At 63.5% G+C, this 16,193-nt stretch carries 18 protein-coding genes; 11 read left to right on the forward strand and 7 right to left on the reverse strand.

Features of this window, described 5'->3' with window-relative positions:
- Position 1 precedes the first annotated feature (1 nt).
- From J2W40_RS01950 to J2W40_RS01975, 6 genes are all read left to right on the forward strand, one after another.
- Positions 2-1,510 (forward strand): type II and III secretion system protein family protein, encoded by a 1,509-nt coding sequence (locus J2W40_RS01950; protein WP_310221951.1) that lies wholly within the window; start codon positions 2-4, stop codon positions 1,508-1,510.
- A 16-nt stretch (positions 1,511-1,526) separates the two neighbouring features.
- Positions 1,527-2,189, forward strand: a complete 663-nt coding sequence (locus J2W40_RS01955; RefSeq protein ID WP_310221627.1) for a CpaD family pilus assembly protein — start codon at positions 1,527-1,529, stop codon at positions 2,187-2,189.
- Position 2,190: 1 nt separating this feature from the next.
- Entirely contained in the window at positions 2,191-3,483 is a 1,293-nt protein-coding gene (locus tag J2W40_RS01960; RefSeq protein WP_310221629.1) for a pilus assembly protein CpaE, read from the forward strand.
- Positions 3,484-3,535: 52 nt separating this feature from the next.
- Positions 3,536-4,534: a type II secretion system F family protein gene (locus J2W40_RS01965; protein ID WP_310221631.1), complete on the forward strand. Its 999-nt coding sequence runs from the start codon at positions 3,536-3,538 to the stop codon at positions 4,532-4,534.
- Positions 4,535-4,553: 19 nt separating this feature from the next.
- Complete coding sequence (locus tag J2W40_RS01970) at positions 4,554-5,543, forward strand: type II secretion system F family protein (protein WP_310221633.1); 990 nt, start codon at positions 4,554-4,556, stop codon at positions 5,541-5,543.
- A gap of 128 nt (positions 5,544-5,671) precedes the next feature.
- Complete coding sequence (locus J2W40_RS01975) at positions 5,672-6,088, forward strand: DUF2147 domain-containing protein (RefSeq protein ID WP_310221635.1); 417 nt, start codon at positions 5,672-5,674, stop codon at positions 6,086-6,088.
- Positions 6,089-6,448: 360 nt separating this feature from the next.
- Here the strand turns inward: J2W40_RS01975 and copD are convergent, their stop codons facing one another.
- Together copD and copC are read right to left on the reverse strand one after the other, a co-directional pair.
- On the reverse strand, positions 6,449-7,297 hold the full coding sequence (gene copD / locus J2W40_RS01980) for a copper homeostasis membrane protein CopD (RefSeq protein ID WP_310221637.1): 849 nt from the start codon (positions 7,295-7,297) through the stop codon (positions 6,449-6,451).
- Between the two features lie 6 nt (positions 7,298-7,303).
- Positions 7,304-7,684, reverse strand: a complete 381-nt coding sequence (copC, locus tag J2W40_RS01985) for a copper homeostasis periplasmic binding protein CopC (protein WP_310221639.1) — start codon at positions 7,682-7,684, stop codon at positions 7,304-7,306.
- A gap of 215 nt (positions 7,685-7,899) precedes the next feature.
- On the opposite strand from copC, the gene J2W40_RS01990 reads away from it, so the two are divergent.
- The 5 genes from J2W40_RS01990 to J2W40_RS02010 all read left to right on the forward strand — a co-directional run bounded on the left by J2W40_RS01990 (position 7,900) and on the right by J2W40_RS02010 (position 12,039).
- Entirely contained in the window at positions 7,900-8,160 is a 261-nt protein-coding gene (locus J2W40_RS01990; RefSeq protein WP_310221641.1) for a hypothetical protein, read from the forward strand.
- Positions 8,157-8,594, forward strand: a complete 438-nt coding sequence (locus J2W40_RS01995) for a periplasmic heavy metal sensor (protein WP_310221643.1) — start codon at positions 8,157-8,159, stop codon at positions 8,592-8,594. The genes J2W40_RS01990 and J2W40_RS01995 overlap by 4 nt, the downstream gene beginning before the upstream one ends.
- The gene (locus J2W40_RS02000) at positions 8,591-9,154 is read left to right on the forward strand and encodes an RNA polymerase sigma factor (protein WP_310221645.1); all 564 of its coding nucleotides are present in this window, start codon (positions 8,591-8,593) and stop codon (positions 9,152-9,154) included. Before J2W40_RS01995 ends, J2W40_RS02000 begins: the two co-directional genes overlap by 4 nt.
- A gap of 261 nt (positions 9,155-9,415) precedes the next feature.
- A complete protein-coding gene (locus J2W40_RS02005; RefSeq protein WP_310221647.1) occupies positions 9,416-11,155 on the forward strand; it encodes a copper resistance system multicopper oxidase in 1,740 nt (579 codons plus the stop codon).
- Positions 11,152-12,039 carry a copper resistance protein B gene (locus J2W40_RS02010; protein ID WP_310221649.1) on the forward strand — a complete coding sequence of 296 codons (888 nt, stop codon included), beginning with the start codon at positions 11,152-11,154 and terminating at the stop codon, positions 12,037-12,039. The genes J2W40_RS02005 and J2W40_RS02010 overlap by 4 nt, the downstream gene beginning before the upstream one ends.
- Before the next feature lie 202 nt (positions 12,040-12,241).
- On the opposite strand, the gene J2W40_RS02015 is transcribed toward J2W40_RS02010, so the two are convergent.
- The 5 genes from J2W40_RS02015 to J2W40_RS02035 form a co-directional block, all read right to left on the reverse strand.
- Positions 12,242-12,934 (reverse strand): aspartate/glutamate racemase family protein, encoded by a 693-nt coding sequence (locus J2W40_RS02015; protein WP_310221651.1) that lies wholly within the window; start codon positions 12,932-12,934, stop codon positions 12,242-12,244.
- A 164-nt stretch (positions 12,935-13,098) separates the two neighbouring features.
- Positions 13,099-14,520 (reverse strand): NAD(P)(+) transhydrogenase (Re/Si-specific) subunit beta, encoded by a 1,422-nt coding sequence (locus J2W40_RS02020; protein ID WP_310221652.1) that lies wholly within the window; start codon positions 14,518-14,520, stop codon positions 13,099-13,101.
- On the reverse strand, positions 14,520-14,804 hold the full coding sequence (locus J2W40_RS02025) for a proton-translocating transhydrogenase family protein (RefSeq protein WP_006950157.1): 285 nt from the start codon (positions 14,802-14,804) through the stop codon (positions 14,520-14,522). The genes J2W40_RS02020 and J2W40_RS02025 overlap by 1 nt, the downstream gene beginning before the upstream one ends.
- Positions 14,805-14,880: 76 nt before the next feature.
- On the reverse strand, positions 14,881-16,002 hold the full coding sequence (locus tag J2W40_RS02030; RefSeq protein ID WP_310221653.1) for an NAD(P) transhydrogenase subunit alpha: 1,122 nt from the start codon (positions 16,000-16,002) through the stop codon (positions 14,881-14,883).
- A gap of 36 nt (positions 16,003-16,038) precedes the next feature.
- Positions 16,039-16,164, reverse strand: a complete 126-nt coding sequence (locus tag J2W40_RS02035) for an aa3-type cytochrome c oxidase subunit IV (protein ID WP_310221654.1) — start codon at positions 16,162-16,164, stop codon at positions 16,039-16,041.
- Positions 16,165-16,193: the final 29 nt, after the last annotated feature.

Consider the following 16,193-nt stretch of genomic DNA (forward strand, 5'->3'; position numbering starts at 1 on the left):
GATGCACAGCTTCGCAAGGCGCGTGGCGGTCAAGCCGCTGGCTGCCCCGGCCATTGCCATCGGCCTTGCCATTGCAGCGACGGCTATTCCCAATAGCGCGGTCAATGCCGCGCCCGCCAGCACGCAGGATAATGCCATCCTGATGTCGGTCGGCGGCAGCCGCGTGGTCAATCTCGGCGCGAAAATGTCCGATGTGGTGATCGGCGACCCTGATGTGGTCGATGTCCATGTCCGCTCGCAGAACCAACTCTATCTGATCGCCAAGAAGCCCGGCGAAACCACGGTCTTTGCCACGGCGACCAATGGCAAGGTGCTGTTTTCCGGCACGGTGCGGGTCGGCAACAACCTCACCAGCATCGACGACATGCTGCGCCTGGCGATGCCCGGCGCACAGGTCGCGGTCAACAAGATGAACGGTATGGTCCTTCTGACCGGCACCATCCAGGCACCCGAAGATGCGGCGGAGGCCGAACGGCTGACGCAGGCCTTCGTCGGCAAGGATGTAACCGTGGTCAGCCGCCTGCGCATGGCAACGCCTTTGCAGGTCATGCTCCAGGTCAAGATCGCGGAAGTCGCCAAGGATGTCGGGCACAAGATCGGTACGAACTTTGCCAGCATCGACCGTTCCGGCGGCCGAGTTGCGGGTGTCGTTGGCGGCGGCTCCAGGGATTTTGCGACCTATAACCGGGAAGAAGGCTTCTGGGACTTCACCAACCCCGCCAATGGTGGCTACAGCCTTGGCGGTGTCGCCCGCATTTTGGGCATGGACATTGCTGGCGCATTGGATCTCGCCGAATCAAGCGGCCTGGCCAGCACCCTGGCCCAGCCCAACCTGACCGCCTTGTCGGGCGAAACCGCCAGCTTCCTGGCAGGTGGCGAATATCCCTACACCATCAATAATGGTCAGCAGGGCAACAGCATCGAGTTCAAGCAATATGGGGTGCAGTTGGCCTTTACCCCCACGGTGCTGGCGGATGGCCGCATCTCGCTGCGGGTTCGCCCGACGGTATCGACGCTCGATTTCACGCTGAATGCCGATGTCCCCGCGCTCAAGAGCCGCACCGCTGAAACCACGGTGGAACTGGGGTCGGGCCAGGCCTTCATGATCGCGGGCCTGCTCAATAACGAAACCAGCAACGGCATCAACAAGGTGCCCGGCCTCGGCAATATCCCGATCTTGGGCAGCCTGTTCAAGTCACGCCAGTTCCAGCGCAGCGAAACCGAACTGGTCATTGTCGTCACCCCTTATCTGGTGAAGCCGATGAACGCATCGGACGTGCGCCTGCCCACCGACGGCTTCCGCAACGCGGATGTCGGCCAGGGTCTGTTCCTACAACAGGGCAATGACGGGGTCAGCGGCGCTCGTGCGCCGATGCCGAGCCGCGCGCCCGGCGGCACAGTCCCGGCACCCGGCCCGCAAGCGATGGCATCCCCGGCGCCGGTCGTTGCCAGCGCCGATAACCGCAAGGCCGGGAAATCCGGTGCTGCGGCTCCTGGCTTCAGTTTCTGACGGAAGGACGAACGACATGACTTCCCCTCTCCCCACCCGTCTCTCACGCAAGACCCTTGGTGCGTTGGCCCTGCTCGCCATCCCGCTGTCGGCCTGCGTGACCGATAGCCAGAACCGCAGCGTCGATTCAGTGCATCAGCCGGTCGTCAGCTACGCCGCATACACCTATGATGTGCAGGCTGGGGCGGGCGACATGCTCACCGCAGCGGAATCGCGTCGCCTCGACGACTGGTTCACCTCCATCGGCCTCAGCTATGGCGATCAGGTCGCGATCGTATCCGACGGCTATTACGGTCCCGCCTTGCATGACGGCATCGCCGATATCGCCGCGCGCCGCGGCTTGCTCGTCGGCACCGATAGCTCGGCCGCGGCCGGTGTCGCGCCGCAGGGTATGGTCCGCCTCGTCGTGCGCCGCGCGACCGCCAGCGTCCCCGGCTGCCCGGACTGGTCAGCCAAGCAGGAAAGCGAGATGAACCTGGGGGCGTCCAGCAATTATGGTTGCGGCGTCAACAGCAATCTCGCGGCGATGGTCGCCAACCCCGAAGATCTGGTCCGGGGCCAGGGCACCGACAGCAATTTGCGGACCGCAACGTCCAACCGCGCCATCACCACCTATCGCGAAAAGCCGCCAACCGGCGCTGGCGAACTCAAGCAAATGACGCCCGGAGGAGGTGAGTAACATGAACGCACCCTGGAAACCCGGTGCCGCCGGTCCGCGCGATCCGTTCCACGCCTTCGTCTGCGACGATCATAGTTTCGACATGGTTCGAGCGGTCGCCGCCGAAATGGGCTGGGCACCTGAAAAAGTGAACAAGGGCGGGATGCGCAATGCGGTCCAGAGCCTGTCGATCACCGCCTCGCCCCAGATTTTGTTCGTGGATATGTCCGAAAGCGGCGATCCGCTCAACGACATCAACAGCCTCGCCGAAGTGTGCGAGCCGGGCACCGTCGTCATCGCGGCGGGCCAGGTCAACGACGTGCGCCTCTATCGCGATCTCGTCGCCAGCGGCATTCAGGATTATCTGCTCAAGCCCTTTGGCGCGGATCAGTTGCGCGATGCGCTCGCCAATGCGCAGGCGGTGTTCATGGCACCTCGCGACGCGGCGCCGGAGCGGCCGCATATGGCCGTCGCCGTCATCGGCACGCGCGGCGGCGTCGGCGCGTCCAGCCTTGCAACCTCCGTTGCCTGGATGTTGTCGGAAAAGAAAAAGCGCCCGACCGCGCTGCTCGACCTCGACGTGCATTTCGGCACCGATGCACTGGCGCTAGACCTTGAGCCGGGCCGGGGTCTGACCGACGCCATCGAAAATCCGAGCCGTATCGACGGCCTGTTCATCGAACGCGCCATGGTCCGCGCCAGCGACACGCTGGCCATCCTCTCGGCCGAAGCGCCCATCAGCCAGCCGATGCTGACGGACGGCGGTGCCTTTTATCAACTGATGGAAGAGTTTCGTTCGGTCTTCGAATGCAGCGTTGTCGATCTGCCGCGCGCCATGCTGATCCAACACCCGCATCTGATCAGCGACGTGCAGGTCACGATGGTGGTTACCGAACTCACGCTGGCGTCAGCGCGCGACACGATCCGTATTCTTTCGTGGCTCAAGACCAATGCGCCCAACAGCCGGGTGCTGGTGGTGGCCAATCGCGTCCACCCCGGCTCCCCGGAAATCAGCCGAAAGGATTTTGAGCAGTCGATCGAACGCAAGGTCGATGTCCTCATCCCCTTCGACCTGCGGATCGCGTCTCAGGCGGCGAAGCTTGGCAAAACGCTCGCCGAAACGGCCAAGGGCAGCAAGGTCGGCGCGGCCTGCTCCAGCCTGCTTGAAGAAATATTGGGCGCAGCACAGGCCGACCCAGACCAGCCAAATGGCAAGACGGCCGGGAAAAAGGGCGACTCCCTGCTCGGCAAGATCGACTTCAGGTCCATGATGCCATCGCGACGCAAGGACAAGGCAACCGCGCTGGAAGACTGACGATGTACGCCGCCTTGGTGGCGGTGTCGGCCCAAGTAGGACAGGGTAGATAATGGACGGCAATTTCTTCCTGATAATGCTGCTGATGGCGACCCTGCTGGGCCTCGTCGTCGTCGCCCTTGTCGGCCCCTCGCCGGAAAAGGCACGCAAGCGTCGTGTCGCGATGATCCGCGGCCGCCACAGCGATTCGGCGGAAGCATTGCTGGAAGCGCGGATGCGCAAGGCCATCTCCAACCGCTCCACCGCGATCGAAACCAAGATGCTGGTGTCGCTCATTCCGAACCCGGAAAACCTGACTCAACGGATCAGGATGACCGGCAAGAAATGGACGCTCAGCCAATATATGACGACCAGCGCCTTCATTTTCCTCGGCTTGGCGGGCTTGCTGATGCTCCGCGGCTTTCCGCCGCTGATGGCGCTGATGGTCGGCTTGGCCGCGGGCCTTGCCTTGCCCCATTGGTGGGTCGGACGCCTGATCAACAAGCGGATCACGCAATTCAACGCCAAATTCCCCGACGCGCTGGAATTGCTGACGCGCGGCCTCCGTTCAGGCCTGCCCATCGCCGAAACGCTGGGCATCGTGTCGAGTGAAGTACCGGGACCAGTGGGTGAAGAGTTCAAGCTCATCACCGAACGGATCAAGATCGGCCGGTCGATGGAGCAGGCATTGCAGGAAACCGCCGATCGCCTGGGCACGCCTGAATTTCAATTCTTCGTCATCACCCTCGCCATTCAGCGGGAAACCGGCGGCAACCTTGCCGAAACCCTTTCGAACCTGGCGACCGTGCTGCGCCAGCGCGCGCAGATGAAGCTCAAGATCCGCGCCATGTCGTCAGAATCGAAAGCATCGGCCTATATCATCGGCGCGCTCCCTTTCCTGGTGTTCGGGATGATCTGCTACATCAACTTCAATTATATGGAGCCCTTCTTCACGCCGGACCCGGCGGGTCTCTTCGGATTGTCGCTGATGCAGGTCGTGGGGATTGGCGGCTTCTGCTGGATGGGCATCGGGGCGTTTATCATGGCCCAGATGGTCAATTTCGAAATCTGATCGGGACGGGAGAAAAGATATGGACGCCCCTGCCCCTGTCGGCACCTTATTTGGCCTGACGGCCACTGACGTCGGCACTCTGCTTGCCGCCCTCGCGACGCTCGCGATGCTCTTCGCCCTCTATGCCGTGATGACGGTGCGCGACCCCATGGCCAAGCGGGTCAAGGCGCTCAACGAACGGCGTGAACAGTTGAAGGCAGGCATCACTGCCTCCACCGGCAAACGCCGCGCCAGCCTGGTCAAGAAAAACCAGACGACCGACAATATGCGGTCTTTCCTGTCGAGCCTGAAAGTCTTGCAAGACGATCAGCTCAAGGATGCGCAGATCCGTCTGGCCCAGGCGGGTATCCGGTCCAAGGATCTCGCCGTCGCCGTGATCTTCGGTCGCATGTTCATGCCGATCATCATCGGCGGGCTTGCCGTTATCCTGCTTTATGTCGTGGGTATCCAGCCGGAATGGGGGCCGTTGAAGCGTTTCTTCGCCTTCGCCATCACTCTGATACTCGCTTATAAGGCACCCGATCTCTACATCGACAACAAGGTGACGAAGCGTTCGGCCGCCATCCGCAAGGGGCTGCCCGATGCGCTCGACCTGCTGGTGATCTGCGCCGAAGCGGGGCTGACCGTTGATGCTGCCTTCAACCGGGTGGCGCGCGAACTGGGCAAGGCCTATCCCGAACTTGGCGACGAATTTCAGCTGACTGCCATCGAACTGTCCTTTCTTACCGAACGGCGCATGGCGTTCGAAAATCTGGCCACCCGCGTAAAATTGGATGCGGTCAAAGGCGTGGTGACGACCATGATCCAGACCGAGAAATATGGTACGCCGCTTGCATCAGCACTGCGCGTTCTCTCGGCCGAATTTCGCCATGATCGCATGATGCGGGCAGAGGAAAAGGCCGCCCGCCTGCCCGCCATCATGACGGTGCCGCTGATTCTGTTCATCCTCCCGACCCTGTTCGTCGTCATTCTGGGTCCGGCCGCCTGTTCCATCAGCGAGGCCTTCTAAAAAAGTGCAAGGCGCGCTGGCGCAATGCCGTAGCGTTTCCTGCCCGCACGCCCGCTGCCGCCATAAAAGGCGGTGGCGGGTGGCGCGCGTGCGCTCTATCTCCTTCTTAAGACAGAGAAGAGGATCGCATGAAGAGCATCGCATTTGCCATCGCCACGCTAGTTACCCTCACGGCGCTGCCCGCTCAGGCGGCTCAGCCCGTCGCTGGCCGCTGGATCACGGTCGATGGCAAGGCGATCGTCAATATTGCGCCTTGCGGCAAGGCTCTGTGCGGCAAGATCGAGAAGCTTCTCAAGCCAACGCCGGGTCGCGCGCCTACCGACACCGAAAATAGCGACCCTGCCCTGCGCTCGCGCCCGCTTGTGGGCTTGCCGCTCCTGACGGACTTTTCCGATGCAGGTGAGCATTGGAAAGGGACGATCTACGATCCCGAAAGCGGCAAAAGCTACAAATCCAAAATCAGCCGCAATCCCAATGGCACCTTGAAGGTGCAGGGCTGCATCGCCTTCCTGTGCAAGACGCAGACCTGGACGCCGATGCGATAGAAGGGTTGCTGACTATGCCTTGGCACCGCACCATGGCCACGTCTGGAGCCAACGATGGCCGCTTCAACTAGAGCCGAATGACTTGCAGTCGAATCGTCATCAATTCAGTTGATTGCGTGCGTCGCGGACTTTTGCGTTAGCGATTGTGGTGAGTTTTCGCATGGTCGGGGTGATAGCGACGATGGGCTTTTTGCCGTTGGCGCGCAGGCGTTGGTTGAACTGGTGAGCCGGGGGTAGTGTCGGGCCAGCGAAAGGGCGGCCATGAACAAGGTCGGCTTGATGGTCGGCGGGTGTCCACGCAGCGAAGCAATCCAGTGGGGTGCGGAGGAATTGATTCGCTGCGCTGGCAAAGACGAGGATTTACGCCATCGGATCAAGCGTTCCCAACAGGGCCACAAGCGCCATTATCGCAATGGCCGCGCCCGTCTCGACCGCCAGCGACAGCCGCAATGCCCCGATCGTACCATCTCCCCGCTCCAGCGCCGGTGTCAGCCGCCAGCGGTTGAGCGCGGCCAACCCCAGCATCGCTGCGAACAGCAGCAGCTTCGCGCCGAGCAGCCAGCCATAGCGGCTCCCCGCCAAGGCGGGCAGGTCGGCAATCCCGACGATCATCAGGCTGTTGACCACCCCGGTCACGACCAAAGTCGCGACGAACACCGTCCCCAACAGCGCAAACTTCGCCAGCATCACCGCGACCCGATCGACATTGGGTCGCCGCGCAGTCACCGCATGGAGCAACGCCGCCAGCGCTCCGATCCACCCGCAAGCCGCCCAGATATGCGCGACATCGGCGGCGCGATGGATCGTGCCCGCCATGTCCTCGGTCGCGCCCGCATGGCCGGTCCAGGCGATCGTCGCCGCCGCAACCGCCGCCGGAAGCAGCGCCAGGCGGGTGCGCCCCGCAAAGGCCAGTGCCAGCGCGGCCAGCAGCGCCGCCGCCCGCACTGCCAGCACCGGCCCGATCGGCGTCATCGTCAGCAATATCTCCGCCGTCGCCCAATCGGGCGGCAACATCGGGGTGCCGGTCATGCTCGCCCCGCTCGCCAGCAGCCATAGCGCCGACAGCGCCATGCCGCCCAGCGCCAGCGCCACCAGCACCATGCGGCTCCCCGCGATGCCCATCGCCCACCAGAATAGCGGTAGGCCCATGAGCAAAGCGAGGTCGGCCATCAGGCCGAACCGGGCAAAGACCAGCATCCCCCCGTCCATGACGGCTTACTTGACCTTGAAGCTGTAGCCGCCTTCCATCTTATGCTGGTCGGCCCCCACGATATGCCATTTGAGGTCATAGTCACCGGCGGGCAGGGCGCGGGGCAGGGTGACGACCATGGTCTTGCCATCGGGCGCGAGCGCGGTCTTGAATCCCTTGATGGGCATCGGCGCGTGATTGGCCATGCCCGGCATCCCGGTCATAACCAACTCCACGCCGCTCATCGGGGCCAGGAATTTCTCGGAAAAGGTCAGCGTCAGTTTGGTCGGCTTGGCGACGGTCGCATTGGCGGCGGGGCTGGATGATACCAGCTTGCTATGCGCCAGCGCCGCGCCTGGCAGGATGGCAAGCGACAACGCGGCGGCGGCGATCAGGAAACGGGACATGGACTATACTCCTTGGATGAACGGCTCGAATGGGTCGGGTCAGGATGAAAACAACGGCGGGAGTGGTTTCCATCGCAATCACGACAAGCTCTGCGGACCATTACGCATGGACTTGCCCCACCCCTCGCCCAAGGTGCATGATTTTTTGTCGCCTCCATATCGTGAGGGATTGGCGTGCGCCGCGCGTATGGTGCGATGAGGATGGAGTATGTGCGATGAATGATCTCGATCAGTTGCTGGGGCAGGTGCGCGCCATGCCGACCGACACCCGGCTGGAGGGACTGGACGATGCGGTGATGCAGGGCGTTGCCCGCCGCCGGGAGCAGGGCGCGGCACGGCGCAGCCTGATGCTGGCAGGCCTGCTCGCCATCGGCATCGGCTGGGCGGGCAGCATCGTGCCCGGCGCCCCGGCGCAGGCCGCGCCCGCGCCGATCGGCATGTCGGATTATGCGCCTTCGCGCCTGCTTGGCCAATGAGCCTCAAACGCTATCTGCTGGTCGCGCTGGTGGCTTTTGCTGCGGCGCTCGCGGCCGTGCTGGTCGCGCGCACCTGGTTCGCACCCCAGCCGCGCGTCGAAAGCGAGGTCCATGCCCTGCTGCACCAGCGGCTGACGCTCGATGCGGCACAGGAACAGCGCATCCACGAACTCGAAGCGGCCTTTGCCAAGCGTCGCGAAGCGCTGGAGGCGGAAATGCGCGCCGACAATGAACGGCTCGCCGCCGCGATTGCCGCGGAACAGGGCTATGGGCCAAAGGTCGCCGCGGCCGTGGATCAGACCCACCATGTCATGGGCGCGCTGCAAAAGGAGACGCTCCAGCATATCTTCGCCATGCGCGCCGTCTTGCGTGCTGATCAGGCCGCGCAGTTCGACGCCGCCGTCGTCAAGGCGCTGACCCAGCCCGCCCGGTGACATCGCCGCCCGTCGATCTTGATGACCAGGCACTGGCCGCGCGCGCGCTGGCCGGGCATCAGGACGCCTATGCCGCCTTGATGCGGCGGCATCGCGATGCGGTCTGGCGCCTCGCGCGCAGCCATGTCGGCGATGCGGACGAAGCGCTCGACATCACGCAGGAGGTGTTCGTCGCTGCCTTCGCCGCGCTCGCCCGCTATGACGGCGCGCGCCCCTTCCGCACCTGGATCGCGCGCATCACGCTCAACAAATGCCGCGACTGGGGCCGTCGCCGCGCGGTACGGCGCTTCTTCGCCTTTGCCCGCCCCATCGACGAAGCGGGCGAGATCGCCGACGCCGCGCTGGACCCGGAACAGGCGGCACAGTCGCAGCGCGAACTTGCCCGCATCAACGCTGCGGTCGCCGCCCTGCCCGCATCGCTCAAGGACGTCCTGCTGCTACGCACGATCGAGGCGATGAGCCAGGCGGACACCGCCGCGCTGCTGAACTTAAGTGAAAAAGCCGTAGAAACCCGCCTCTACCGCGCCCGCGCAAAATTGGCGGCCGCGCTTGGGGAATAGGGACAAAAGGCGCGCCTCAAACAATCCTCCCCCTACGGGGGAGGGGGACCGGCGAAGCCGGTGGAGGGGTGTCACCCTCTCGATAGCGTCGATCAGGTCGGTCATGCCCCCGGCATGACCTTCAACTGCCGGGGGCAGTTGAACCTGATCGAACCCCTCCGTGTGGCTGCGCCATCCACCTCCCCTGCCAGGGGAGGATTTTGATACATTACAGCGCCATATTTTTTGAGGGATGAGGCCGCCCCCCGCGTATGAAGGGGCATGACGCATTTGACCCTCGACCGCCGCACCCTGTTCAAGGGCGCCGCCGCCCTCAGCTTCGCCAACGCCTTCCCCGCCTGGGCGCAAAGCGGCACCCATGGCTTGCATCCCGCGCCGGGCGTGCTGTCAGGCGAGACGATCGCGCTGACCGTGGCCGACAGCCATTTTTCGACCGGCGGCCGCTCGGCCCATGCGATCACCATCAATGGCACACTGCCCGCGCCGCTGATCCGGCTGCGCGAAGGCCAGAATGTCCGCCTCTCCGTCACCAACCGGCTGAAGGAAGACACGTCGATCCACTGGCACGGCCTGATCCTCCCCTTTCAGATGGATGGCGTGCCCGGCGTCAGCTTCCCCGGCATCCGCCCCGGCGAAACCTTCAACTATGAATTTCCGATCAAGCAATCGGGCACCTACTGGTATCACAGCCATTCCGGCATGCAGGAAGCGATGGGCCATTATGGTCCCATCGTCATCGATCCCGCGGGCGTTGATCCGGTGCAGGCTAGCCGAGAACATGTGATCGTCCTGTCCGACTGGTCGCCGGTCCACCCGCATGTTCAGCTCAAGCGGCTCAAGCAGATGGGCGGCTATTATAATATGCAGAAGCAGACGCTCGCCGATCTGCTCAAGGGCAAGAACCAGTCCTTGAAGGAGCGCGTCGAATGGGGCGCGATGCGGATGGACCCGACCGATATCTCGGACGTCACCGGCTCGACCTACAGCTTCCTCGTCAACGGCCATGGCACGGCGGAAAACTGGACCGGGCTGTTCACGCCAGGCGAGCGCGTCCGCCTGCGCATCGTCAACGCCTCGGCCATGACCAATTTCAACGTCCGCCTGCCGGGGCTACCCATGACCGTGGTGCAATGCGACGGCCAGCATGTCCAGCCGGTCGAAACCGACGAGTTTCAGATCGGCATCGCCGAAACCTATGACGTGATCGTCCAGCCCGGCGAAGCGCAGGCCTTTGCCCTGATCGCCGAAGCCATCGACCGCTCCGGCCTCGTCCGCGCGACGCTCGCGCCGCAAATCGGTATGGTCGCGGCCATCCCGCCGCTGCGCGCGCGCCCGCTGCTCACGATGAAGGATATGGGGATGGACATGTCCGGCATGGACATGGGGCAGGGGGGCGTCATCGACCTGTCCCAGCCCGCGAACGAAAGCATGGCCGGGCACAGCATGAAGATGCTCGATCCCTCGGTCGCGCCGGACGTGCCGATGGGACCGGGCGTCGCGACCCTGTCCTCCATGCCCGCCGATCGCACTGCCGACCGGCCCACGGGGCTGGAGGATGTCGATCATCGCGTGCTGACCTATGCCGACCTGCGCGCGCTGGAGCCGAATGACGATGTCCGCGCGCCGACCCGCTCGCTCGACATTCATCTGACCGCCAACATGGAACGCTATATGTGGTCGTTCGACGGCGTGAAGCTGTCCGACGGCGCGGAGCCGATCGCTTTCCGCCATATGGAACGGGTGCGCGTCACGCTGATCAACGATACGATGATGCCGCACCCCATCCACATCCATGGCCATTTCTTTCAGCTCATCACCGGCGAGGATGCAACCCACAACCCGCGCAAACATACGGTCAATGTGCTGCCCGGCGGCAAGATCAGCTTCGATCTCACCGCCGATGCGCTGGGCGACTGGGCCTTCCACTGCCACATGCTGATGCACATGCACGCCGGGATGATGCGCGTCGTCACCGTCCGCCACGCGGAGGATGCGGCATGAAGCGCCTGATCGTCGCCGTGTTGTTCGCCAGCGCCACACCGGCCCTCGCCCAGATGGACCATAGCGCGCATCAGATGCCCCCTGCGCCAGAGGCATCCGCCGACCCGCACGCCGGACACAGCATGCCGGCCGCCGACGATACGATCCCGAAAGGCGTCGCCCCGCCAGTCCCGACCGACCACGCCGCCGAAGCCTTTTACGACTCCGCCGTCATGGCCCGCGCCCGCGCCGCCATGATCAAGGAAAGCGGCGGCATGACCTTTTCGCAACTGATGGTCGACCGCCTCGAATATCGCGCGAACAAGGGGGCGAACGGCTATGCGTGGGAAGGCGAAGGCTGGATCGGCGGTGACATCAACCGCTTCGCCTTTAAGACTGAAGGGGAGGGCGAAGTTGGCGGCCCGCTCGAAAGCGCGGAAGTCCAGGCGCTCTACAGCCGCGCGATCGACCCATGGTGGAACGTGGTCGCGGGCGTCCGCCACGACATCCGGCCCCAGCCCCAGCGCAGCTATGCCACGGTCGGCATCGAAGGCCTCGCCCCCTATTGGTTCGAAGTCGAGGGCCAGGCCTTTGTCTCGACCAAGGGCGACGTCCATCTGCGCATGGAGGGCAGCTATGACCAGCGCATCACCCAGCGCCTGATCCTGCAACCCGCCGCCGAAGTGAATATCGCGGCGCAGGATGTGCCTGAACTTGGCATCGGGTCGGGCATCTCCAACATCGAACTCGGCCTGCGTTTGCGCTACGAATTCGCCCGCGAATTTGCGCCCTATGTCGGCGTCCATTGGGAACGCAAGCTCGGCGACACCGCCCGCTACGCCCGCGCGGAAGGGGAAAGTGCTTCAACCGCCAGCCTGGTGATGGGCCTGCGTTTCTGGTTTTGAGGCAAAATATTCGTCACAGCCCCATCGCCAGACGGTTCGACTGCCCGCACCCTGGGTGGGATGGCCATCCCACCCAGGGCATCCTCAAAAGATCGCCCTTCATAACAAATTCGCAACAGACAATTGCGAGCGCAGCGAAGCAATGACGAGAAGAAACAACTCAAGTCATCACCTTGTAAAGCCGAATGTTAGCTTCTTTATCCTACTCACCCAGAATGAAATCCACCCCCGCCATCGCATGAATGCTGGTGCAGTCGTAGATCGGCAGCACATTGGCCTTTACATCGACGATCATTTCCAGTTCGGTACAGGCCAGCACCACCGCCTGCACATCCTGCTTGGCGATATCGGTCAGCGCGCTTTTCATGAAACGCTGCGAATCCTTGTTGATACGCCCCGCCGACAATTCCTCATACATGATGTGATTGATCCGGTCGGCCAATGCAGGATCGGGCGGCAGCAGCGACATGCCATGGCCCACCAGCCGCTGGCGATAGAATTTCTCCATCATGACATTGCGCGTACCGAGCAGCGCCGCGGTGGTGATACCGTCCCGCTTCATCGCCTGCCCCACCACGTCGGCGATATGGATGACCGGAATCGATACCGCCGCCTGCACCCGGTCATGGACGCGATGCATCGAATTGGCGCAGATCAGCAGGGCTTGGGCGTCTGCTGCTTCCAGCCGTCGCGCCGCCGTGACCAACGGACCCGACGCGCAATCCCAGTCGTCGTCGGACACGCATTGCGCCACTGCTGCAAAGTCCAGGCTTTCGATCGCCAATGGCGCGCTGTGCAGCCCGCCTTGAGCCCGCTGCACCGCTTCGTTGATGATCTGGTAATAGCGCGCTGTGGACGCCCAGCTCATTCCCCCGATCAGGCCAAGTTTGTGCATGCTATCCCCTGAAATTCCTGACCACCCCACCCCGTTCGGGCTGAGCCTGTCGAAGCCGGTCCTGAGCTTCGCCGAAGGGCCCCTTACTTTCTGCGTTAATTGAGAAAGTAAAGCCCTTCGACAGGCTCAGGGCGAACGGAGTTGGGATAGCCAGGCTCGCGATATCAGTGGGCAAGCCCCTTGACGATTTCCTCGACCATCTTCTTGGCGTCGGCGAGCAGCATCATGGTATTGTCCATGTAGAAGACTTCATTGTCGACGCCGGCATAGCCCGCCCCGCCCATGGAGCGCTTGACGAACAGCACCGACTTGGCATTGGCCACGTCCAAGATCGGCATGCCGTAGATGGGCGATGTCTTGTCCGTCTTGGCCGCCGGATTGGTGACGTCGTTCGCGCCGATGACGAAGGCGACATCGCACTGGCCGAACTCGCTGTTGATGTCCTCCAACTCGAACACTTCGTCATAGGACACGTTCGCTTCGGCCAGCAGCACGTTCATATGCCCCGGCATCCGGCCCGCGACCGGATGGATCGCATATTTGACGCTGACGCCTTCCTTCTTGAGCAGGTCGCCCATTTCGCGCAGCGCATGCTGGGCCTGGCTCACCGCCATGCCATAGCCCGGCACGATGATGACGCTGTCGGCCTGCTTCATCAGGAAGGCGGCATCCTCGGCCGAGCCGCGCTTGTAGGGACGGTCGATCACTGGCCCGCCCGCGCCCGAAGGCCCGGACTCCGCGCCGAAGCCACCCGCGATCACGCTGATGAAGCTGCGATTCATCGCCTTGCACATGATGTAGGACAGGATCGCGCCCGACGAGCCGACCAGCGCGCCGGTGATGATCATCGCGCTGTTGCCCAGCGTAAAGCCCATCGCGGCGGCCGCCCAGCCTGAATAGCTGTTCAGCATCGACACGACGACCGGCATGTCCGCCCCACCGATCGGGATGATCAGCAGGAAGCCGATGATGAAGCTGAGCACCGTCACGGTCCAGAAGATCCACGGACTCTGGTCGGTCACAAAATAGGCGATCAGGCCCAATATCGTCGCCAGCGTGCCCAGGTTGATGACATGCCGCCCCGGCAGCATGATCGGCTTGCCCGACATATTGCCGTTGAGTTTCAGGAAGGCGATGACCGAGCCGGAGAAGGTGATCGCGCCGATGGCGACGCCCAGCCCCATTTCGATGCGGCTGGCACCATAGATTTCGCCTGTTACGGCATCGAGAATCCCGAATGCACCGGGGTTGAGATAGGCCGCCGCCCCCACCAGCACGGCCGCCATGCCGACGAGCGAGTGAAATGCCGCGACAAGCTGTGGCATGTCCGTCATGGCGATCCGCCGCGCGATGATGAAGCCGATGCCGCCGCCAATGACGATAGCACCGATGATTTCGGGCAAGCTCACTACGTCATGGGTGTAGAGGGTGGTGGCGACGGCAATCGCCATGCCGATCATGCCCATGCGGTTGCCGCGACGGCTGGTGGCCGGGCTGGACAGGCCACGAAGGGCCAGGATGAACAGGACGCCCGCGACCAGATAAGCGAGGCTCACGCCCCATGGGATCTGTGCGATCTCATGCATCACTTGCGCTCCTTCTTCTTGTACATCGCCAGCATCCGCTCGGTGACGGCAAAGCCGCCGAAGATGTTGACCGATGCAAAGACCACCGCCAGCAGCCCCAGATATTTGGCCGCCGCACTCCCCGCCTCCGCCGACGCGACCAGCGCGCCGACGATGATGACGGATGAAATGGCGTTAGTGACCGCCATCAAAGGCGTATGGAGCGCGGGCGTCACCGACCACACCACATAATAGCCGACGAAACACGCCAGCACGAAAACCGACAGGATGGAAATAAAGTCCATCATCCTACTCCCCGTTCGTCCCGATTTGGCTGCGGGACGTTGGCCCGAACGCGCACGGCGCGAACGGGCGATTCCCCTAACCGAGCAGCCGCTCGTTCACGACCTTGCCGCCCTGCGTCAGGCGGATGGCGTTGCCGATTTCCTCGTCCAGCACCGGCACACCCTTTTCCTTGTCCCAGAAGGCGGACAAGAAGTTGAACAGGTTGCGTGAGAACAAGGCCGATGTGTCCGCTGCCAGCCGCGAGGGCACATTGCGGTGCCCCACGATCTTGACGCCATGGCGCAGGACCACTTCGCCCGGCACGGCACCCTCGACATTGCCGCCCTGCTCGACCGCCAGATCGACGATCACGCTGCCCGGCTTCATCGTCGCGATCTGCGCGTCGCTGATCAGGCGCGGCGCGGGGCGCCCCGGAATGAGCGCGGTGGTGATGACGATATCCTGCTTGGCGATGTGCGCGGACACGAGTTCGGCCTGTGCCGCCTTATATTCGTCCGACATTTCGGTGGCGTAGCCGCCCGATCCTTCGCCCTCGATGCCCGCGACCTTCTCGACGAAGATCGCCTTGGCGCCCAGCGATTCGATCTGCTCCTTGGTCGCCGCCCGCACGTCGGTCGCGCTGACCTGCGCGCCCAGCCGCCGCGCCGTGGCGATCGCCTGCAAGCCTGCCACGCCCACGCCCATGATGAAGACGCGCGCGGCCGACACGGTGCCCGCCGCCGTCATCATCATCGGGAACGCCCGGCCATATTCGGCCGCGGCATCCAGCACCGCCTTATAACCCGACAGGTTCGACTGGGACGACAATATGTCCATCGACTGCGCGCGGGTGATGCGCGGCATGAACTCCATCGCCAGCGCCTCATAGCCTGCCGCTGCATAGGCATCGACTCGCGCCCGCTCACCGAACGGATTAAGCCCCGCCACGATCCAGGCACCCGGATTGGCACCGGACAGGCTGGCCACGTCCGGCCCCTGCACGCCCAGCACGATGTCCGCGCCCGCCACCGTAGCGGCCCGATCGGCCACGCTCGCGCCCGCCGCCGCATAGTCGGCATCGGCGATCGACGCTGTCAGCCCGGCCCCCGCCTCGACAGCGACCTGCGCGCCAAGGCCGATAAATTTCTTCACCGTCTCCGGTGTCGCGGCAACACGGGCTTCGCCTGCTGCCTGCTCTTTCACCACTGCTATTTTCATTATTATGGCATCCCCTCCCTGTTCGTCGCGGCCTGCTTAGCTGGAGATCAACAGCACCACGATCGCGGCGATCGCCACCGAGGCGATCGTGCCCCACTTCATCAGCCCCACAAACCCCGAATACGTCTCGGTCGCGTCTTTCATATTGCCGTCGTTGGTCATGACTGGTCCCTCTCTTGCGGTAAATCAGG

Origin of the sequence: Sphingobium xenophagum, from assembly GCF_031457465.1 — a bacterium.
In the GTDB taxonomy this organism is placed as follows: domain Bacteria; phylum Pseudomonadota; class Alphaproteobacteria; order Sphingomonadales; family Sphingomonadaceae; genus Sphingobium; species Sphingobium xenophagum_A.